Genomic DNA, 19,992 nt, shown 5'->3' with positions numbered 1-19,992 from the left:
GTGTTCAAGCAGCCTTGTGCGTGCTCAGCCTTGTGTGGGAACGGCCTCGCGCCGCGATGGGGCGCGAAGCGGCCCCAGGATTTCAGCGTCGCCGCTAACGTTGCCGGGGCCGCTTTGCGGCCCATCGCGGCGCAAGGGCCGCTCCCACAGGAGGGCTGCATTGGATCTGCAGGCTTGAGGACCATGAGGGACAACTGCCTTGCTCACCCCCTCAAAGCGTTCGCAGACTGTCAGCCGTGCTGTGCCCCCTCGAACCACGCCAGCTTCTCGCGCAGTTGCACCACCTCGCCCACGATCACCAAGGTAGGCGCATGCACTTCATGGCGTGCAACCAGCGCTGGCAAATCTGCCAAGGTACCGGTGAACACACGCTGGTTGCGCGTCGTGCCTTGTTGGATCAACGCCGCCGGCGTGCTCGCTGCCCGCCCGTGGCGGATAAGTTCTTCGCAGATGGTCGGCAAGCCGACCAGACCCATGTAGAACACCAGCGTCTGGGCAGGCGCGACCAAGTCGTCCCAAGGCAGGTTGCTGCTACCGTCCTTCAAGTGCCCGGTGACAAAGCGCACCGACTGGGCATGATCGCGGTGGGTCAGCGGGATGCCGCCGTAAGCGGCACAACCGCTGGCAGCGGTGATACCCGGCACCACCTGGAACGGGATGTTGTGCTCGGCCAGCTCCTCGATCTCCTCGCCGCCACGGCCGAAGATGAACGGGTCACCACCCTTCAGGCGCAGCACCCGCTTGCCTTGCTGGGCGAGGTCCACCAGTAGCCGGTTGATCTGGTCCTGAGGAACGGCATGGTCTGCACGACGCTTGCCGACATAAATGCGCTCGGCATCCCGACGGCACATGTCGATGATCGCAGGCGCCACCAGGCGGTCGTAAAGCACCACATCGGCCTGCTGCATCAACCGCAGCGCGCGAAACGTCAGCAGGTCCGGGTCTCCCGGGCCAGCACCGACCAGGTAGACTTCGCCGCCCTGCTGCACCGGCGCGCCATCGACCATCGCCTGCAGCAACCGCTCGGCCTCTGCGCCCTGCCCGGCCAGTTGGCGCTCGGCAATCGGCCCCTGGAAGACGGTTTCCCAGAAACCCCGGCGCTGGTTTACATCCGGGTACAACGACTTGACCGTATGCCGGAAACGCGCCGCCAACCCGGCCAACTCACCGTAGGCAGCAGGGATCCAGGCTTCGAGCTTGGCCCGGATCAGGCGTGCCAGGACCGGTGCATCGCCCCCGCTGGACACCGCGATCACCAAAGGCGAGCGGTCGACGATGGCCGGAAAGATGACCGTGCACAAAGCCGGCGCATCGACCACGTTGACCGGCAGGCTCAAGGCCTGGGCATCGGCCGATACCTGGGCATTGAGCCCAGGATCGTCCGTGGCGGCGATCACCAGCCGGCAACCTGTAAGGTCACCCGGCTGGTAACCGCGCACCAGCACCTGGCCACCGCCTTCACGCGCCATGCTGGCCAGCTGGCCATCGATTTCTGGCGCCACCACACGCAGCGCGGCGCCAGCATCGGCCAGCAGACGCGCCTTGCGCAACGCGATCTCGCCACCACCAACCACCAGCACCAAGGCGCCCTGCAGTTTGTGGAACAGCGGCAGGTAGTCCATTTAGCGGATCACCTCAACGCCACCCATATAGGGCTTGAGCACTTCGGGCACCCGGATCGAGCCGTCGGCCTGCTGGTAGTTTTCCAGCACCGCGACCAACGTGCGGCCCACGGCCAAACCGGAACCGTTGAGGGTGTGCACCAGTTCCGGCTTGCCGGTTTCCGGGTTGCGCCAGCGCGCTTGCATGCGGCGGGCCTGGAAGTCGCCGCAGTTGGAGCACGAGCTGATCTCGCGGTATTTGTCCTGGCTGGGCACCCACACTTCCAGGTCAAAGGTCTTGACGGCGCTAAAGCCCATGTCACCGGTGCACAGTGCCAACACGCGGTACGGCAGCTCGAGCAGTTGCAGCACACGCTCGGCATTGGCCGTCAGGCCTTCGAGCGCTTCCATCGACTTGCCGGGCTCCACCACCTGCACCATCTCGACCTTGTCGAACTGGTGCTGGCGGATCATGCCGCGCGTGTCTCGGCCCGAAGCACCGGCTTCACTGCGAAAGCACGGCGTGTGCGCCACGAACTTGAGCGGCAGTTGCTTGGCGTCGAGAATTTCCCCAGCCACCAGGTTGGTCAGCGACACCTCGGCGGTCGGGATCAGGTAGAAGTCCGCCTCGCCTTCGCGGGTGATCTTGAACAAGTCTTCCTCGAACTTGGGCAACTGGCCAGTGCCCTGGAGGGCTGGCGCCTGCACCAGGTACGGGGTGTAGTGCTCTTCGTAGCCATGCTCACCGGTGTGCAGGTTGATCATGAACTGCGCCAGTGCGCGGTGCAGCCGTGCGATTGGGCCGCGCAGTACGGCAAAACGCGCGCCAGACAGCTTGGCCGCCGCTTCGAAGTCCAGGCCGCCGCTGAGTTCGCCCAGGGCGACATGGTCCTTGATCTCGAAATCGAACGACTTGGGCGTGCCCCAGCGACGCACTTCGACGTTCTCGTCTTCGCTGGCACCGACCGGCACACTGGGATCGGGCAGGTTGGGAATGGTCAGCACGATGCTGTCCAGTTCTGCCTGGATACCGTCCAGCTCGGCTTTGCCGGCGGCCAGCTCATCGGCCATGCGCTCCACATCAGCCATCAGCGGGGCAATGTCCTCGCCCTTGGCCTTGGCCTGGCCGATGGATTTGGAACGGGCATTACGCTCGGCCTGCAGTTGCTCGGTACGGGTCTGCACCGCCTTGCGACGCTCTTCCAGTGATTCGATGCGCGCGACATCCAGGCTGAAGCCACGGGAGGCCAGGCGATCCGCCACTTCCTGAAGTTGGCCGCGTAACAGTTTGGAATCGAGCATATCGTTCTCTCGTTATGTGTAGGTGTTGGTCAGAATCGAGTGAGGGACAATCCCGCCCAGGTCGCGAGCAGCCCGCCCACGACACTGATGGCCGAATAGCCCAACGCCAGAGGCACCTGCCCGCTTTCCAGCAAGCGTACGGTGTCCAGCGAAAAGGAGGAAAACGTGGTCAGGCCGCCCAGAAACCCCACGATCAAACCAGCCCGCAACTCGGCCGGGACCATGGGTTTGTGCAGAAACAGGCCATACAGCAGGCCGATCAACAGACAGCCCACCAGGTTGACGGCAAGCGTACCTATATAGAAGTGCCGCGGCCAGTGGGCGACCACCCAATTGCCTGCGGCAAAGCGCAACAGGGTACCGGCGATACCGCCGGCACTGACGGCGGCGATCAGCGTGATCATGGCTTTCTCCGCTGTCGCGGGCTACTGCGATCAAGATCGGCCAAGTGCCGGAGTTTTTCGCCAATCTTGAGCTCGAGCCCGCGCGGCACGGGTTGGTAATACTGGCGTGGCTCCAGCGCTTCGGGAAAGTAGTCTTCACCGGCTGCGTAGGCATCCGGTTCGTCGTGGGCATAGCGATACTCATCGCCGTAACCCAGCTGTTTCATGAGTTTGGTTGGCGCATTGCGCAGGTGCAGCGGCACCTCCAGCGAACCATGCTCGGCCGCCTCGCGCAGGGCAGTCTTGAAACCGACGTAAACGGCGTTGCTCTTCGGGGCGCAGGCAATGTAGGTGATGGCCTGTGCCACTGCCAGCTCACCTTCAGGGCTGCCCAGCCGCTCCTGCACGTCCCAGGCAGCCAGGCACAGGCTCAGGGCGCGGGGGTCGGCGTTACCGATGTCTTCGCTGGCCATGCGCACCACCCGGCGCGCAATGTAGAGGGGGTCGCAGCCGCCATCGAGCATGCGCGCAAACCAGTAGAGCGCCGCGTCAGGGTCCGAACCCCGTACGGATTTATGCAACGCCGATATTTGGTCATAGAATGCTTCCCCGCCCTTGTCGAACCGGCGACGACTGTCTCCCAGCAGGCTTTGCAGCAGATCGACGTCGATCTCACTGCCGTCCTCGGCCAGGTCAGCAGCATTTTCCAGGAGGTTGAGCATGCGCCTTCCGTCACCATCGGCGGCAGCCCTGAGCATGTCGAAGGCCTTGTCGCCAACGCGCAAGTGACGTTTGCCTAGCCCCCGCTCCTCGGTGAGGGCGCGGTCTACAAGCTTGCGCAGCGCAGGCTCATCCAGGCTCTTGAGCACGTAGACACGCGCCCGTGACAACAGCGCGTTGTTCAGTTCGAAGGACGGGTTTTCGGTGGTAGCCCCGATGAACAGCAAGGTGCCGTCTTCCACGAAAGGCAGGAAGGCATCCTGCTGAGACTTGTTGAAACGGTGCACTTCGTCGACGAACAGGATGGTACGACGCCCGTACTGGCCGGCCTGCTGCTTGGCCACTTCCACCGCCTGGCGGATTTCCTTCACGCCCGCCAGTACCGCCGACACCGTTTCGAAATGCGCATCGCAAAATTGCGCCAGCAGCCGCGCCAGGGTCGTCTTGCCAACCCCCGGCGGGCCCCAGAAGATCATGGAGTGCAGTGCACCCTGCTCCAGTGCTTCACGCAGCGGTTTACCGCGGGCAAGCAGGTGCTCCTGGCCGACATACTCGTCCAGGTTGGACGGGCGCAGACGGGCGGCCAGGGGCTGGGCGACAGGTTCGCTTCGAAACAGGTCCATGACAGGCTCTGGTTACTCCTTGATGACGTCTGCACCTTTGGGGATGTCGAACTTGAAGGTACTGTCCGCCACCGCCTGGTTGGCCTTGACGCCATTGAACAGGATGTTGGTACGCTGGCCAACGCTGTCGATCAGCTGCATGTCATTGATCAGCCCCTTGCGGAACGATACACGCAGCGAGTCGAACAGGGTGTCCTTGGTCTTGGGCTTGAGGGTAAAGTCCATCACATCGCCCTGCTGACGGGAGACGATATCGAAGCTCTGGCTGATCTTCGACACATCACCGGAAAGCAGCAGCGCCGGCGTCTGGTTCAGGCGCACGTCGAGTTTCTTGACGGTAGCCTGCTCGAGGTCCGGGTCCCACAGGGTGACGTTCTTGCCGTCCGATACCACCACCTGCTCTTGGGGCGCATTGGTGTGCCAGTAGAACAGGCCTGGGCGCTTGACCGTCATCTTGCCAGACGTTTCCTGCAGGCTGGTGCCGCCTGCATCCAGGGTCAGCTGGGAGAAATTGGCTTCGATGGTCTGCGACTTTTCCAGCAACTGGGTCAGGCGCTGGACATCCTGCTCGCCGGCGAACGCCGAGACCGGGCCCAGGGCAAGGGCCGAAACCAACAGCATGCGAATAGCGCGCATGGGAATCCTCATTGAGCGTTGAATGGGCCGAGCACCACCGTTGGCGCCCGGCAGGGTGATATCAATCGCGTGGGCCGCCTGGAGCAATCACTTCCCGCGAGCCGTTGCTGTTCATCGGAGTGACCACGCCGGCCATCTCCATGGCTTCGATCATGCGGGCCGCCCGGTTGTAGCCGATCTTGAGCTTGCGCTGCACGGCGGAAATGGACGCGCGGCGGCTCTCGAGCACGAACTGTACAGCTTCGTCGTACAGGGCATCGCTTTCGGAATCGTCGCCATCACCACCGCCACTGCCACCTTCGAAGCCGCTGCCGGCTTCTTCAACACCGTTGAGGATGTCGTCGTTGTAGTCAGGGGCACCGCGCTGCTTCCACGCCTCGACCACACGGTGCACTTCATCATCGGACACGAATGCGCCGTGGACACGGATCGGCAGGCTGGTGCCAGGCGGCATGTACAGCATGTCACCGTGGCCCAGCAGCTGCTCGGCACCGCCCTGGTCGATGATGGTACGCGAGTCGATCTTGCTCGACACCTGGAACGCCATGCGCGTCGGGATGTTGGCCTTGATCAGGCCGGTGATCACATCCACCGACGGTCGCTGGGTCGCCAGGATCAAGTGGATACCGGCAGCCCGCGCTTTCTGCGCGATGCGCGCGATCAGTTCCTCGACCTTCTTGCCGACGATCATCATCATGTCAGCGAATTCGTCCACCACCACCACGATGGTCGGCAGCGTCTTCAAGGCAGGCGGTTCATCCTCCATGCTTTCGCGGCGATACAGCGGGTCGTGGATGATTTCGCCGGCTTCCTGGGCATCCTTGACCTTGCGGTTGAAGCCCGCCAGGTTGCGCACGCCCATGGCGGCCATCAGTTTGTAGCGCCGCTCCATTTCCGCCACGCTCCAGCGCAGGGCATTGGCCGCGTCCTTCATGTCGGTGACCACGGGGCACAACAAGTGCGGAATGCCTTCGTAGATCGACAATTCGAGCATTTTCGGGTCGATCATGATCAGCCGTGCATCTTCGGGGCTGGATTTGAACAGGATCGACAGGATCATCGCGTTCACGCCCACCGACTTACCCGAGCCGGTCGTACCCGCCACCAGCAAGTGCGGCATCTTCGCAAGGTCGGTGATGACCGGCTTGCCGCCGATATCGTGGCCCAGGGCCAGGGTGACCGGCGACTTCTGGTCGTCGTACTGCGGGGTGGCAAGTACTTCGGAGAAACGCACCATCTGGCGATTTTCGTTGGGAATCTCGATACCCACAGTGGTCTTGCCCGGGATCACCTCGACCACCCGCACACTGGTCACGGCGAGCGACCGCGCCAGGTCCTTGGCAAGGTTGGCGATGCGGCTCACCTTCACCCCGGCGGCCGGTTGGATTTCGTACCGGGTAATCACAGGCCCTGGATGAATGGAGTCCACCGCTACCTCGACACCAAACTCCTTGAGCTTGATTTCCAGCAGTTGACCAACACCAGCCAAGGACTCGGGGGAATACTCGATCTTTTTCTGTTCAGCCGGGTCCAGGATGGAAATCGGCGGCAAGGTGCCTTCCACTGCGCTGTCGATGAATTGCGGCGCCGGGGTTTCTCTGGCGATGCGCTTGACTGGCTCGGGCGCCTTGGCAGCCGAGGGTGGCACGATGTTGGAGATCAGGGCCGGCGCGGCCGCTGGCGCGGGCGCCGAAGGCCGGGCCGGTGCCGGTTCGCGTGTGATCACAGGTTCGCGCTGCACCACCCCTTGCTCACGCGCAACCGGGTCACGCATCGTCACAGGCTCACCGCCCAGGGTCGGTTCGCGCGGCTCGGGCTGAGCAGGCGCAGGCTCGCGCTTGAACAAGCGTTCGCGCAGTGCAGGCTTGGCCGGCTCACGGGGTTCGGGCGCCACAGGCTTGGCCTTGATGACGGGCTCGTCCTCGCGCAGCTGCGCTTCCAGGCGCTTGCGTTCGTTACGCGCCTCCCACCAGCGCGAGGCCGCGCCCTGCACCAGTTCCAGCAGATCCAGCGTGATCTTGCCGGTCATGTCCATCACCTTGAACCACGACAGGTCGGTGAACACCGTCAGCCCGAACAGGAACAGGGCGATGAACATCAGGGTGCTGCCCTGCACGTTCAGGAAGTTGCGAGCCAGGTCGCCCAGGCTTTCGCCCAGGGCGCCGCCGGCTGAGAACGGGATGCTTGCCGGAGGATGGAAGTGGATATGGGCCAGCGCGGCCCCGGACAACACCAGGAATATCAGGCCTATCAACCGCCAGGAGAACAACCAGCCGCTCCAGTCCCAGGGCTGATGGCGCTGGCGGAAAATCTGCCAGGTCTTGATCGCCAGCAGCAACGGGAAGATGTAGGCGAAGTAGCCCAGCACCATGAACAGGATATCGGCGAAATAGGCGCCGGCTCGCCCGGCGGCATTCTGCACCTGGTCGACGGTGGCGGTGTGGCTGAAGGCCGGGTCCGAGGTGTCGTAGGTCAGCAGCGCCATCCACAGGTACAGGCACAGGGCGCCGACAGCGATCAGCGCACCCTCCTTGAGACGGTAGTGCAGCTGCTGCCGCCACAGGGGCACGGGCAAGGGAGCTGGGGTTGCGGTGGATTTCTTCAAAACGCGTCTATTCCTGCGCGTGGTGCGCGTCCAATAGTGATCGGCCAGGGCCGAAGCCAACGGATCACTACTTTTAACATTACTGCCCGCCAGCCGCCATGGCGGCACGCCGTCTGGGGATCTGGCCGGGGGCGACTTTCCAATAGCTGCAATTTGAGCACGCATTGTCTTCTGTGACAAAGGCTTATGCTGTGTTTTTGCACAGGTGTGACAGCAAATGTCGCCGATGGTGCCGGCCGTAGCTGTAATGTGTCCGAAATTGTCCAGATCACTGCGAGACACTGCCTACACCGGCCCTGCCCATGGCCCGCAGTTCCGCACAAGCCACTCGATCACTGGCGCAGCGCTCAATCGCGACCTTGAAGCAATTGACCCCATTTGCCCATCGCGCCATGCTGGCCACCCCCCTCCCCTACCGCATGACCGACCATGTTGACCTGGCTGAAACGCGATTCCTTGACTTTCCCCGCGCTGGACCGCGCCTTGCAAGAGCCCAACGGCCTGCTCGCCGCAGGCGGCGACCTGACGCCCGAGCGGCTTGTCCAGGCTTACCGTCACGGCTGCTTTCCGTGGTACCAGGATGGCCAGCCGATCCTGTGGTGGTCGCCTGACCCGCGCACCGTGCTGGCGCCTGCTCGATTGCATGTGTCACGTTCGTTGGCCAAATGGATGCGCCAAGGCCGCTACCAGGTCAGCTTCGACACCGACTTCGCCGCAGTCATCGCAGCCTGCGCGGCGCCGCGCGATTACACCAACGGCACCTGGATCACCGACCCCATGCGCATGGCCTACTGTGAACTGCACGCACGCGGTATTGCCCATTCGGTCGAAGTTCGCCAGGACGGTGAGCTGGTGGGCGGCCTTTATGGCCTGGCCATGGGGCAGCTGTTTTTCGGGGAATCCATGTTCAGTCGCGCGGACAATGCCTCGAAGGTTGGCTTCGTGACGCTGGTCCGGCACCTGGAAGCAGCCGGCTTCGTGCTGATCGACTGCCAGATGCAGACCGATCACCTGCAGAGCCTGGGCGCCCATGCCATCAGTCGGCGTGAATTCGCAGGCTATCTGGCACGCTACCTCGATCAGCCCAACACCGCCACCTGGGTTTGCTAGGCGCGTTTTCCACACCTGGCTTACACTTAGGCAAAGTCTCACCGAAGGGGTTGACCATGACAGAGCTGGCGCGGTTGAAGTTCTATGCCACTCAACCCCACACCTGCAGCTATCTGCCCGACGAGCAGGCCACCACGTTGTTCCTGGATCCCAGCCAGCCAATGGACGTTAACGTGTATGCCGACCTTTCGGAGATGGGGTTTCGCCGCAGTGGCGATCACCTTTATCGCCCTCATTGCCAGAACTGCAACGCGTGCGTGCCTGCGCGCATACCGCCGGCACGGTTTGTGCCCAGCCGTCAGCAGCGTCGAATTCTCAAGCGCAACGCCGATGTAACGGTGACCGCTGCACGTCCCGCCTTCAAGGAAGAGTATTTCGATCTGTACCGGCGCTACATCGAGGCGCGTCACGCTGACGGGGACATGTATCCACCCAGCCGCGATCAGTTTTCCACGTTTCTGGTTCGCCAATTACCGTTTTGCTGGTTCTACGAATTTCGCGCCAGCGGCCGGCTGCTGGCAGTCGCCGTCTGCGACCTGCTGCCCAATGGCCTGTCTGCCGTGTACACCTTCTACGAGCCTGATGAAGAGCGCCGCAGTCTGGGCCGGTTTGCCATCCTCTGGCAGATTGGCGAGGCGTTGCGACTCGATCTGGACGGCGTTTATCTCGGCTACTGGATCAAGAACTGCAAGAAAATGAACTACAAGACGCAGTATCGGCCTATCGAGTTGTTGATAAACCAGCGTTGGGTTGCCCTCAACTGAAAGCATTGGCTTGACACACAGTTTTCGGGCATAATCCACGCCACTTTTTTGCCCGGTGCGGTTATGCGTCGGGCCAACACTGGATCCGAGGGCTCTACTGCATGTCGAAAGAAGACAGCTTCGAAATGGAAGGCACTGTCGTCGACACCCTGCCCAACACCATGTTCCGCGTGGAGTTGGAAAACGGGCACGTCGTAACCGCGCACATCTCCGGAAAGATGCGCAAGAACTACATCCGTATTCTCACTGGCGACAAGGTTCGCGTCGAACTGACGCCGTATGACCTGAGCAAGGGCCGCATCACGTACCGTGCGCGCTAAGCTCCAGCCATGAAAAAGCCCGGCATGTGCCGGGCTTTTTTGTGCCTGTGTGGATAAGGAAGGGGCCGCATGCGGCCCCTGAGGCTTAGGCCACCTCGGCAGTGGTCTCGTAGTCGAAGACCAGTTCGCCATCGCGCAGGTCCACGTGCACCACACCACCGTGCTCGGCCAATTCGCCGAACAAAATCTCCTCGGCCAAGGGCCGCTTGATCTTGTCCTGAATCAGTCGACCCATCGGCCGCGCCCCCATCTGCACGTCGTAGCCCGACGCCGACAGCCAGCCACGCGCCGCGTCGCTGACCTCCAGAAGCACGCGCTTGTCCTCAAGTTGCGCCTGCAGCTCGATGAGGAACTTGTCAACGATACTCTTGATGGTCTCGGTGCTCAGGCGGCCGAACTGGATGATGGTATCCAGGCGGTTGCGGAACTCCGGTGTGAAGCTCTTGCGGATGACTTCCATGGCATCGGACGCATGGTCCTGGTGGGTAAAGCCGATGGACGCCCGCGCAGCGGTTTCAGCACCCGCGTTGGTGGTCATGATCAGGATCACGTTGCGGAAGTCCGCCTTGCGCCCGTTGTTGTCGGTCAGGGTACCGTGGTCCATGACCTGCAGCAGCAGGTTGAAGACTTCCGGGTGGGCCTTCTCGATCTCATCGAGCAGCAACACGCAGTGCGGCTGCTTGGTGATGGCCTCGGTCAACAGACCGCCCTGGTCGAACCCGACGTAGCCAGGTGGCGCACCGATCAGGCGCGACACGGTGTGACGCTCCATGTACTCGGACATGTCGAATCGCACCAACTCGACCCCCAGCGCCTTGGCCAACTGACGCGCTGCCTCGGTCTTGCCCACGCCGGTAGGGCCGGCAAACAGGAACGAACCCACAGGCTTGTCAGGCGACTTGAGCCCTGCACGCGACAGCTTGATGGCGGTCGCAAGCGAATCGATGGCTGCGTCCTGACCGAACACGGTCAACTTCAGATCCCGCTCCAGGTTACGCAGCAACTCCTTGTCGGAACTGGTGACATGCTTGGGTGGAATACGGGCGATCTTGGCGACGATGTCCTCGACCTGAGGGACGTCGATCCGCTTCACGCGATTGGCCTCAGGCTGCAGGCGCTGGTAGGCGCCAGCTTCGTCGATGACGTCGATGGCCTTGTCGGGCATGTGCCGGTCATTGATGTAGCGCGAGGCCAGCTCCGCCGCTGCACGCAGCGCTTCGTCGCTGTACTCGATGTTGTGGTGGCTTTCGAAACGCCCTTTCAGGCCGCGCAGGATACCAACGGTGTCCTCCACGGAAGGCTCGCTCACATCGACCTTCTGGAAGCGCCGCGCCAGAGCCCGGTCCTTCTCGAAGATCCCGCGGAATTCCTGGAACGTCGTGGAACCAATGCAGCGAATTTCGCCCGACGACAACAACGGCTTGAGCAGGTTGGAGGCATCCATGACGCCGCCAGACGCTGCGCCGGCACCAATGATGGTATGGATTTCGTCGATAAACAGGATTGCCTGTGGCCGCTTGCGCAGTTCACCGAGCAGCGCCTTGAAGCGCTTCTCGAAGTCGCCGCGGTATTTGGTACCGGCCAGCAAAGCACCCAGGTCAAGGGAGTAGACCACGCTCTGGGCCAGCAGATCAGGCACCTGACCATCGACGATGCGCTTGGCCAGGCCCTCGGCAATGGCAGTTTTGCCCACGCCGGCCTCACCTACCAGCAGGGGATTGTTCTTGCGGCGACGGGCCAGGATCTGGGCCACGCGCTCGACTTCCTGTTCGCGCCCAACCAACGGGTCGATACGCCCGGCGCGGGCCAACTCGTTGAGGTTGCTGGCGTAGGCGTCCAGTGGATTGCTCGAAGAGGTGGTTTCACCGCCCTCATCGTCCGGCATTTCCTGGTCGCTGTCCGAATGCGGCCCATGGCCGGGCACCTTGGAGATGCCGTGGGCAATGTAGTTGACCACATCGATGCGGGCCACGCTCTGCTGCTTGAGCAGGAACACGGCCTGGCTTTCCTGTTCGCTGAAGATCGCCACCAGCACATTGGCACCGGTGACCTCGCGCTTGCCGGAGCTCTGCACATGGAACACCGCACGCTGCAGCACACGCTGGAAGCCCAGGGTCGGCTGCGTCTCGCGGTCTTCATCGCTGACGGGAATCAAAGGGGTCGTAGAATCGATGAACTCTTGCAGATCATGCTTGAGCTTGTCGAGATTGGCGCCACAGGCGCGCAGAACGGTCGCGGCAGCCTCATTGTCAAGGAGCGCCAGCAGCAGATGCTCGACCGTCATGAACTCATGACGCTTCGAACGGGCCTCCTTGAAGGCAAGATTGAGGGTGACTTCGAGCTCGCGGTTTAACATAGCTTCACCTCATACCCAAGTGGTCGGCGATTAACCGTCCTTCTCGATTTCACAGAGTAGCGGATGCTGGCTTTCCCTGGCGTATTGGTTGACCTGCATGGCCTTCGTTTCGGCGATGTCGCGGGTAAACAATCCGCATACTGCCCGCCCCTCGGTATGGACGGTCAGCATGATCTTGGTCGCCAGCTCGCGGTTCAGATTGAAAAACGTTTCGAGCACTTCGACGACGAAATCCATCGGCGTGTAGTCATCGTTGAACAAAACCACCTTGTACATAGGTGGCGCCTGCAGGATCGGCTTGGCTTCCTGAACCGCCAGACCAGCGCCATCGTCCTCGTTGGATTGAGGGCGATCCTGATTGAATGTTAGTCGAATCTGGCTGTGTGCATGCATGGAAAGAATTTCATCACATCGACAGGATAAGGTTATGGGTTGACCCTGCAGCAAGCGGTACGGCCTGGCCGCTGCATGACCTTGACTATCGGCAAAACGGTGTTACAACCAATAGGAACACACCGTGGTCAAGAAAGATCCGCGCAGTCAACCCGATTTTTTCCGAAGGTTCGTATGCGGATGACGTGGATGATACTCCAGTGATGGAGTCCTTGCAGAGGGACATGGGGATGGCAAGCGGTAAAGTCAAGTGGTTCAACAACGCCAAAGGGTATGGATTCGTGGTCGAGGACGGCAAGAGCGAAGACCTCTTTGCCCATTTTTCCGCAATCCAGATGGATGGCTACAAGACACTCAAGGCCGGGCAGTCCGTTCAGTTCGATGTCATCCAGGGCCCGAAGGGACTGCATGCTGTCAACATCCGTACCGAGGAAGCCGTGCAGGCGCTGTCACGTGACGCGACGCCGGTAGCCAGCACTGTGGGTGCGTGACGCCCGTATTTCCATCCTCGGAGGATCGTACGCACGATGATCACCAGCGTGCGGCGTATCTGTACGCATGAAGTTACAACTTCTTCATCCAGACTATCCTTAGCGCCTGCACGGGCTGTGATGCAGCTCCGTGCGACAACCGGTCACATTGTCGCTACGTCTTTGGTCTTATAAATGGGCCGATATCACTCAGTCTTGATGATTAGGCTGATTGGTTTGATATACTGCCCCGCGACCGCAGGGTCACCGGGGCGATCCCTAGGAAAATGCGGACCGTCCCAGGCCATCTCAGGCCACTAAGCCCGGGTTGTTACCGCAGCTCGGCACTTGACGCTCGACTGATGCATCCACCATCACAGCTCGCAGCCTCTCGACTTTCCGCCCATGGCGCTGCCAGGGCGGTGCGCCTACCCGGTGCACCACGAGACTCGAGCACGCTCAGCACACAGAGAGTTAGCCCGCATGCCCACCCGTTCCAAGATCATCTATACCTTCACCGACGAAGCTCCTGCCCTCGCCACCTACTCGCTGCTGCCGATCATCGAAGCCTTCACCGCTTGCGCTGACATTGCCGTCGAAACCCGCGACATCTCCCTGGCAGGCCGTATTCTTGCAGCCTTCCCGGAGCAACTCGGCGCAGAGAAACAGGTAGGCGATCACCTGGCGGAACTGGGCCAGCTGGCCACCACCCCTGAAGCCAACATCATCAAGCTGCCTAACATCAGCGCCTCGGTCCCGCAGCTCAAGGCTGCGATCAAGGAGCTGCAAGGCAAGGGCTTCAACATCCCGGACTACGCCGACGAACCGGCTACCGCCGAGGAAAAGGAATCACGCACCCGCTACGACCGCATCAAGGGTTCGGCCGTGAACCCGGTCCTGCGCGAAGGCAACTCCGACCGCCGCGCACCGCTGTCGGTGAAGAACTACGCACGCAAGCACCCTCACAAGATGGGCGCCTGGGCGGCCGACTCCAAGTCGCACGTGGCTCACATGAGCCAGGGCGACTTCTACGGCAGCGAGAAGGCTGCACTGATCGAGGCTGACGACAGCCTGCGCATCGAGCTGGTCGGCGCCGACGGCACCACCACCGTTCTGAAAGAAAAAACTGCCGTCAAGGCAGCTGAGATCATCGACTGCGCCACCATGAGCCGCAAGGCCCTCAAGGCCTTCGTCGCCGAGCAGATCGCCGACGCCAAGGCATCGGGCGTGCTGCTGTCGGTGCACCTGAAAGCGACCATGATGAAGGTTTCCGACCCGATCATGTTCGGCGTCATCGTCGAAGAATTCTATAACGATGTACTGGCCAAGCACGCTGCCGCCCTGGCCGACGTAGGCTTCAATGCCAACAACGGCATCGGCGACCTGTACGCCCGCATCAAGGACTTGCCAGCCGAGAAGCAGGCCGAAATCGAAGCGGACATCCAGGCCCTGTACGCCGAGCGCCCCGCCCTGGCGATGGTCAACTCCGATAAAGGCATCACCAACCTGCACGTGCCAAGCGACGTGATCGTCGACGCCTCGATGCCGGCCATGATCCGTGATTCGGGCAAGATGTGGAACAGCGCAGGCGAGCTGCAGGACGCCAAGGCGATCATCCCTGACCGCTGCTACGCGGGCATCTACCAGGCCACCATCGAAGACTGCAAGGCCAATGGCGCCTTCGACCCGACCACCATGGGCAGCGTGCCGAACGTTGGCCTGATGGCGCAGAAAGCCGAGGAATACGGCTCCCACGACAAGACCTTCCAGATCAAGACCGATGGCGTCGTGCGCGTTGTCGACACCAAGGGCAACCTGGTGCTGGAACAGCAGGTCGAGGCGGGTGACATCTTCCGCATGTGCCAGGTCAAGGATGCGCCTATCCAGGATTGGGTCAAGCTGGCTGTCAACCGCGCCCGCCTGAGCGATACCCCGGCCGTGTTCTGGCTGGACCCGGCTCGCGCCCACGACAGCGCCATGATCGAGAAGGTGCAGACCTACCTCAAGGACCACGACACGTCCGGCCTTGATATCCGCATCATGTCCCCGGTCGAGGCCATCAAGTTCTCCCTGGCTCGCATCCGCGAAGGCAAGGACACCATCTCGGTGACCGGCAACGTGCTACGCGACTACCTCACCGACCTGTTCCCGATCATGGAACTGGGCACAAGCGCCAAGATGCTGTCGATCGTGCCGCTGATGAATGGCGGCGGTCTGTTCGAAACCGGCGCTGGCGGCTCGGCACCCAAGCACGTGCAGCAGTTGGTGGAAGAGAACTTCCTGCGCTGGGACTCGCTGGGTGAATTCCTGGCCCTGGCCGCATCCCTGGAGCACCTGGGCAACACCTACGACAACCCACGCGCCAAGGTGCTGGCCCAAACCCTGGATCAGGCGACCGGCAAGTTCCTTGACACCAACAAGTCGCCTTCGCGCAAGGTCGGCGGCATCGACAACCGCGGCAGCCATTTCTACCTGACCCTGTACTGGGCACAAGCACTGGCAGCCCAGGACGACGATGCGGCCCTGAAAGCTCGCTTCGCTCCGCTGGCCAAGGCCTTGAGCGACAACGAAGAAAAAATCGTTGCCGAACTCAACGCGGTCCAAGGCAAGCCAGTGGACATCGGTGGCTACTACGCCCCTGACGCCGATCTGACTGCCAAGGTCATGCGCCCAAGCCAGACCCTGAACAGCGCCATCGCTGCCCTGTAAGGCTCGCTTGACGTAACCCACGAACCCCGGCCACGCACCGGGGTTCGTGCTTTCTGGGCCGCAGAACGGCCAACTCGCTCACCCTGGAGCATTGCATGACCTGGCACCCCCATATCACCGTCGCCACCGTTGTCGAAGACAACGGCAGGTTTCTGTTTGTCGAAGAGTTCAAGGCCGGGAAACATGTTTTCAACCAGCCTGCCGGTCACCTGGAACCCAATGAAACCCTGGCCCAGGCGGCGCTGCGTGAAACCCTGGAAGAAACGGCTTGGGAAGTCGAGCTGACCGGACTGGTTGGCATCTACCTGTATACGGCCCCGAGCAACGGCGTGACCTACCAGCGCATCTGCTTTGCCGCCCGCCCGGTCCGTCATCGGGTCGACAGCCCCCTGGACAGCGATATCGAGCGCGCCTTGTGGCTGACGCGTGACGAGCTGCTCGCCGACCCCGCGCGCTGGCGCAGTGAACTGGTGCCACGCTGCCTTGACGACTACCTGCAAGGCCCGCTGCATAGCCTCGACCTGCTGCGCGACTGACGCGCCGCTGCGGGTTTGGTAGTATCGGCGTTTTTCCTCTTGATCTACATCGGTAACCATGACCAGCCCAGCACTCAAAGACCCCGCCAAGACCCGCGTCATCGTCGGCATGTCCGGCGGCGTGGACTCTTCCGTCTCCGCCCTTCTGCTCATGGAGCAGGGCTACCAGGTGGAAGGGCTGTTCATGAAGAACTGGGAAGAGGACGACGGCACCGAATACTGCACGGCCCGTGAAGACTTGGCAGATGCCCAGGCTGTTTGCGACCGCATCGGCATCACCCTGCACACCGCCAATTTCGCGGCCGAGTACTGGGACAACGTGTTCGAGCACTTCCTTGAGGAATACAAGGCCGGCCGCACCCCGAACCCCGACATCCTCTGCAACCGCGAGATCAAGTTCAAGGCCTTCCTGGACTACGCCCTGTCCCTGGGCGCCGACCTGATCGCCACCGGTCACTATGTGCGCCGCCGCGACACGGGCGAGCTGACCCAATTACTCAAAGGCCTGGACCCGAACAAGGACCAGAGCTATTTCCTGCATGCCGTGGGCGGCAAGGAAATCGCCCGCACCTTGTTCCCGGTGGGTGAGTTGGAAAAACCCGAGGTGCGCGCCATTGCCGAGAAACACGGCCTGGCCACAGCCAAGAAGAAAGACTCCACCGGCATCTGCTTCATCGGTGAGCGGCGTTTCAGCGACTTCCTCAAGCAGTACCTGCCGGCCCAACCCGGCGACATCGAAACCACCGACGGTGACGTGATCGGTCGCCATCATGGCCTCATGTACCACACCATTGGCCAGCGCCAGGGCCTGGGTATCGGCGGTCTGAAGGATGCCGGGGACGAGCCTTGGTATGTACTGCACAAGGACCTGACCCGCAATGTGCTCGTGGTCGGCCAAGGCAATGAACACCCTTGGTTGTTCTCCCGCGCCCTGCTGGCTTCCGAAATCTTCTGGGTGAACCCGGTCGACCTCGACAGCCCACGCCAGCTCACTGCCAAGGTTCGCTACCGACAACACGACCAGCAGTGCACCCTTCACCGCACGGCCACTGGTTATCGGGCCGTGTTCGATGAGCCGCAGCGCGCCGTCACGCCTGGCCAGTCGGTGGTGTTCTATGACGGCGAGGTCTGCCTGGGCGGCGGTGTGATCGAAGCAGCCGAGCCCTGGAGCCCACGCTCGTGAACCGCGTGCAGGAACAGTTGATCGCGCTGGGTGGCGTGTTCCAGGCGGCCGTGCTGGTGGACCGCATCGCCCGTACCGGGCAGGCCAGCGAAGCCGATATCGGCTGCATGCTGGGCAGCCTGCTGGTGCGCGACCCCAAGGATACGCTGGAGGTATTCGGTGGCGACGACCTGAACTTGCGCGACGGTTACCGCGCACTGGTCGGGGCGCTGGAGCGCGACCCCAGCAGCCTGCAGCGCGAGCCTTTGCGTTATGCCTTGTCAATGCTGGGCCTGGAGCGGCAGTTGAACAAGCGCGGCGACCTGCTCGAGACCATCGGCAACCGTCTGCCGCAGATCCAGTCCCAGGCCGATCACTTCGGCCTGGTGCACGAGAACGTCATTGCGTCGAGCGGCGCGCTGTACCAGGACACCTTGAGCACCTTGCGTCAGCGCATCCAGGTGCACGGCGACATGCGCTTCCTGCAACAGCCCAACAACGCCTCCAAGATCCGTGCGTTGCTCCTGGCCGGTATCCGCGCTGCACGGCTATGGCGTCAGCTGGGCGGGCACCGCTGGCAATTGGTGTTCAGCCGGCGCAAATTGCTCAAAGAGCTTTACGACATGATGCGCACAGCGCCCTGAGACCCGCCCACCTACCCAGGCGCGCAGACCCGAACCTTTTTGGCTGACCACATCCCTGGTAGGAGGGGCCTTGTGCCCCGATGGGCTGCACGGCAGCCCCGGCGCGCGCTCACAGAGATCAGTCATGGCGTTTTCCCCGCTACCGAATCGGTGCAGCGCCCGCTCAGCAAACCGAGCAGATTCAAGCAACCTTTGGTCAGCCCCCCGACTCCAGCGCATTTTTCATGTATGATATGCGCCCTCCAAAAGCCTGACTGTCCGAGAACACCCCATGCAGCTTTCTTCGCTCACTGCGGTTTCCCCTGTAGACGGCCGTTACGCCGGCAAAACCCAGGCCTTGCGCCCCATCTTCAGCGAATTCGGCCTGATCCGTTTCCGCGCCCTGGTCGAAGTGCGCTGGTTGCAGCGCCTGGCCGCCCACCCGCAGATCAGCGAAGTGCCGGCGTTCTCCGCCGAAGCCACCGCGCTGCTGGACAACCTGGCCACCGATTTCAAGCTCGAGCACGCCGAGCGAGTCAAGGAAATCGAGCGCACCACCAACCACGACGTCAAGGCGATCGAATACCTCCTCAAGGAGCAGGCCGCTCAGCTGCCTGAGCTGGCCAAGGTCAGCGAATTCATCCACTTCGCCTGCACCAGCGAGGACATCAACAACCTGTCCCACGCCCTGATGCTGCGCGCCGGCCGTGACGAGGTGCTGTTGCCGCTGATGCGCCAGATCGCCGACGCCATTCGCGCCCTGGCCCATGCCCACGCCGACGTGCCGATGCTCTCGCGCACCCATGGCCAGCCTGCCTCCCCGACTACCCTCGGCAAGGAGCTGGCCAACGTCGTGTACCGCCTGGAACGCCAGATCGCCCAGGTCGCTGCCGTGCCGCTGCTGGGCAAGATCAACGGCGCCGTGGGCAACTACAACGCCCATCTGTCGGCCTACTCGCAGATCGACTGGGAGCAGAACGCCCGCGCCTTCATCGAAGACGAGCTGGGCTTGCAGTTCAACCCCTACACCACTCAGATCGAGCCGCACGACTACATCGCCGAGCTGTTCGACGCCATCGCGCGCTTCAACACCATCCTCATCGATTTCGATCGGGACGTGTGGGGCTACATTTCGCTGGGCTACTTCAAGCAGAAGACCGTTGCCGGCGAAATCGGCTCTTCGACCATGCCGCACAAGGTCAACCCCATCGACTTCGAAAACTCCGAAGGTAACCTGGGCATCGCCAACGCCCTGTTCCAGCACCTGGCCAGCAAGCTGCCGGTTTCGCGCTGGCAACGTGACCTGACCGACTCCACCGTGCTGCGCAACCTGGGCGTGGGCTTTGCCCATAGCGTCATCGCGTATGAAGCCAGCCTCAAAGGCATCGGCAAGCTCGAAGTGAACCATGCCCGCATAGCCGCCGACCTGGATGCCTGCTGGGAAGTGCTGGCCGAGCCGATCCAAACCGTCATGCGTCGCTTCAACATCGAGAACCCCTACGAGAAGCTCAAGGAGCTGACCCGCGGTAAAGGCATCACGCCAGACGCCCTGCTCAGCTTCATCGATGGGCTGGACATGCCCGCCGAAGCCAAGGCCGAACTCAAGCAACTCACCCCCGCTACCTACATCGGTAACGCGGCAGCGCAGGCAAAACGCGTCTAACGCGCGCTCTGCGCCC

The 19,992-nt window shown here is 62.2% G+C and carries 17 protein-coding genes; 9 read left to right on the top strand and 8 right to left on the bottom strand.

Translation table 11 applies throughout. The features are described 5' to 3' along the window. Nucleotides 1-230: 230 nt before the first annotated feature. From cysG to B2J77_RS08145, 6 genes are all read right to left on the bottom strand, one after another. On the bottom strand, nt 231-1,622 hold the full coding sequence (cysG, locus tag B2J77_RS08170) for a siroheme synthase CysG (RefSeq protein WP_078478345.1): 1,392 nt from the start codon (nt 1,620-1,622) through the stop codon (nt 231-233). Next, entirely contained in the window at nt 1,623-2,903 is a 1,281-nt protein-coding gene (gene serS, locus B2J77_RS08165; RefSeq protein WP_058637921.1) for a serine--tRNA ligase, read from the bottom strand. It lies immediately after the preceding gene. A gap of 29 nt (nt 2,904-2,932) precedes the next feature. After that, nucleotides 2,933-3,307, bottom strand: coding sequence for a fluoride efflux transporter CrcB (gene crcB / locus B2J77_RS08160; protein ID WP_027916182.1), 375 nt, complete (start codon nt 3,305-3,307; stop codon nt 2,933-2,935). After that, nucleotides 3,304-4,629 carry a replication-associated recombination protein A gene (locus B2J77_RS08155; RefSeq protein ID WP_058637922.1) on the bottom strand — a complete coding sequence of 442 codons (1,326 nt, stop codon included), beginning with the start codon at nt 4,627-4,629 and terminating at the stop codon, nt 3,304-3,306. The genes crcB and B2J77_RS08155 overlap by 4 nt, the downstream gene beginning before the upstream one ends. A 12-nt stretch (nt 4,630-4,641) precedes the next feature. After that, nucleotides 4,642-5,265, bottom strand: coding sequence for an outer membrane lipoprotein chaperone LolA (gene lolA / locus B2J77_RS08150; protein ID WP_058603462.1), 624 nt, complete (start codon nt 5,263-5,265; stop codon nt 4,642-4,644). A gap of 61 nt (nt 5,266-5,326) precedes the next feature. Next, nucleotides 5,327-7,918: a DNA translocase FtsK gene (locus tag B2J77_RS08145; protein ID WP_416231923.1), complete on the bottom strand. Its 2,592-nt coding sequence runs from the start codon at nt 7,916-7,918 to the stop codon at nt 5,327-5,329. 381 nt (nt 7,919-8,299) lie between these two features. On the opposite strand from B2J77_RS08145, the gene aat reads away from it, so the two are divergent. The 3 genes from aat to infA all read left to right on the top strand — a co-directional run bounded on the left by aat (nt 8,300) and on the right by infA (nt 10,064). Further along, nucleotides 8,300-8,980: a leucyl/phenylalanyl-tRNA--protein transferase gene (gene aat / locus B2J77_RS08140; RefSeq protein WP_078478344.1), complete on the top strand. Its 681-nt coding sequence runs from the start codon at nt 8,300-8,302 to the stop codon at nt 8,978-8,980. A 56-nt stretch (nt 8,981-9,036) separates the two neighbouring features. Continuing rightward, nucleotides 9,037-9,744, top strand: a complete 708-nt coding sequence (locus B2J77_RS08135) for an arginyltransferase (RefSeq protein ID WP_058603464.1) — start codon at nt 9,037-9,039, stop codon at nt 9,742-9,744. A gap of 101 nt (nt 9,745-9,845) precedes the next feature. Next, complete coding sequence (gene infA / locus B2J77_RS08130) at nt 9,846-10,064, top strand: translation initiation factor IF-1 (RefSeq protein WP_002553999.1); 219 nt, start codon at nt 9,846-9,848, stop codon at nt 10,062-10,064. Nucleotides 10,065-10,149: 85 nt separating this feature from the next. Here the strand turns inward: infA and clpA are convergent, their stop codons facing one another. After that, a complete protein-coding gene (gene clpA / locus B2J77_RS08125) occupies nt 10,150-12,420 on the bottom strand; it encodes an ATP-dependent Clp protease ATP-binding subunit ClpA (RefSeq protein WP_078478343.1) in 2,271 nt (756 codons plus the stop codon). 30 nt (nt 12,421-12,450) lie between these two features. Next, nucleotides 12,451-12,813, bottom strand: a complete 363-nt coding sequence (gene clpS / locus B2J77_RS08120) for an ATP-dependent Clp protease adapter ClpS (RefSeq protein WP_023534830.1) — start codon at nt 12,811-12,813, stop codon at nt 12,451-12,453. Nucleotides 12,814-13,043: 230 nt separating this feature from the next. Between clpS and cspD the strand changes: the two genes are divergently transcribed. The 6 genes from cspD to purB all read left to right on the top strand — a co-directional run bounded on the left by cspD (nt 13,044) and on the right by purB (nt 19,976). After that, entirely contained in the window at nt 13,044-13,304 is a 261-nt protein-coding gene (gene cspD / locus B2J77_RS08115) for a cold shock domain-containing protein CspD (RefSeq protein WP_145254748.1), read from the top strand. 462 nt (nt 13,305-13,766) lie between these two features. Continuing rightward, nucleotides 13,767-15,992 (top strand): NADP-dependent isocitrate dehydrogenase, encoded by a 2,226-nt coding sequence (locus B2J77_RS08110; protein ID WP_078478341.1) that lies wholly within the window; start codon nt 13,767-13,769, stop codon nt 15,990-15,992. A gap of 95 nt (nt 15,993-16,087) precedes the next feature. Beyond that, nucleotides 16,088-16,528 carry an NUDIX hydrolase gene (locus tag B2J77_RS08105; RefSeq protein WP_058603468.1) on the top strand — a complete coding sequence of 147 codons (441 nt, stop codon included), beginning with the start codon at nt 16,088-16,090 and terminating at the stop codon, nt 16,526-16,528. Nucleotides 16,529-16,586: 58 nt separating this feature from the next. Then, nucleotides 16,587-17,711, top strand: coding sequence for a tRNA 2-thiouridine(34) synthase MnmA (gene mnmA, locus B2J77_RS08100; RefSeq protein ID WP_058603469.1), 1,125 nt, complete (start codon nt 16,587-16,589; stop codon nt 17,709-17,711). Continuing rightward, nucleotides 17,708-18,334, top strand: coding sequence for a high frequency lysogenization protein HflD (hflD, locus tag B2J77_RS08095; RefSeq protein ID WP_058637928.1), 627 nt, complete (start codon nt 17,708-17,710; stop codon nt 18,332-18,334). The genes mnmA and hflD overlap by 4 nt, the downstream gene beginning before the upstream one ends. 271 nt (nt 18,335-18,605) lie before the next feature. Then, nucleotides 18,606-19,976: an adenylosuccinate lyase gene (gene purB / locus B2J77_RS08090; RefSeq protein WP_058637929.1), complete on the top strand. Its 1,371-nt coding sequence runs from the start codon at nt 18,606-18,608 to the stop codon at nt 19,974-19,976. Nucleotides 19,977-19,992 lie beyond the last annotated feature (16 nt).

Source organism: Pseudomonas parafulva, from assembly GCF_002021815.1.
In the GTDB taxonomy this organism is placed as follows: domain Bacteria; phylum Pseudomonadota; class Gammaproteobacteria; order Pseudomonadales; family Pseudomonadaceae; genus Aquipseudomonas; species Aquipseudomonas parafulva_B.
The sequence above is the reverse complement of the archived record's forward strand: the minus strand, read 5'-3'. Positions and strand labels throughout refer to the sequence as shown.

Coding starts and splice junctions, on each gene's coding strand:
- cysG (WP_078478345.1), bottom strand. CDS start 1,622: ATGGACTACCTGCCGCTGTTCCACAAACTGCAGGGCGCCTTGGTGCTG.
- infA (WP_002553999.1), top strand. CDS start 9,846: ATGTCGAAAGAAGACAGCTTCGAAATGGAAGGCACTGTCGTCGACACC.
- clpA (WP_078478343.1), bottom strand. CDS start 12,420: ATGTTAAACCGCGAGCTCGAAGTCACCCTCAATCTTGCCTTCAAGGAG.
- crcB (WP_027916182.1), bottom strand. CDS start 3,307: ATGATCACGCTGATCGCCGCCGTCAGTGCCGGCGGTATCGCCGGTACC.
- purB (WP_058637929.1), top strand. CDS start 18,606: ATGCAGCTTTCTTCGCTCACTGCGGTTTCCCCTGTAGACGGCCGTTAC.
- B2J77_RS08110 (WP_078478341.1), top strand. CDS start 13,767: ATGCCCACCCGTTCCAAGATCATCTATACCTTCACCGACGAAGCTCCT.
- mnmA (WP_058603469.1), top strand. CDS start 16,587: ATGACCAGCCCAGCACTCAAAGACCCCGCCAAGACCCGCGTCATCGTC.
- clpS (WP_023534830.1), bottom strand. CDS start 12,813: ATGCATGCACACAGCCAGATTCGACTAACATTCAATCAGGATCGCCCT.
- B2J77_RS08155 (WP_058637922.1), bottom strand. CDS start 4,629: ATGGACCTGTTTCGAAGCGAACCTGTCGCCCAGCCCCTGGCCGCCCGT.
- lolA (WP_058603462.1), bottom strand. CDS start 5,265: ATGCGCGCTATTCGCATGCTGTTGGTTTCGGCCCTTGCCCTGGGCCCG.
- B2J77_RS08105 (WP_058603468.1), top strand. CDS start 16,088: ATGACCTGGCACCCCCATATCACCGTCGCCACCGTTGTCGAAGACAAC.
- B2J77_RS08135 (WP_058603464.1), top strand. CDS start 9,037: ATGACAGAGCTGGCGCGGTTGAAGTTCTATGCCACTCAACCCCACACC.
- aat (WP_078478344.1), top strand. CDS start 8,300: ATGTTGACCTGGCTGAAACGCGATTCCTTGACTTTCCCCGCGCTGGAC.
- cspD (WP_145254748.1), top strand. CDS start 13,044: ATGGCAAGCGGTAAAGTCAAGTGGTTCAACAACGCCAAAGGGTATGGA.
- serS (WP_058637921.1), bottom strand. CDS start 2,903: ATGCTCGATTCCAAACTGTTACGCGGCCAACTTCAGGAAGTGGCGGAT.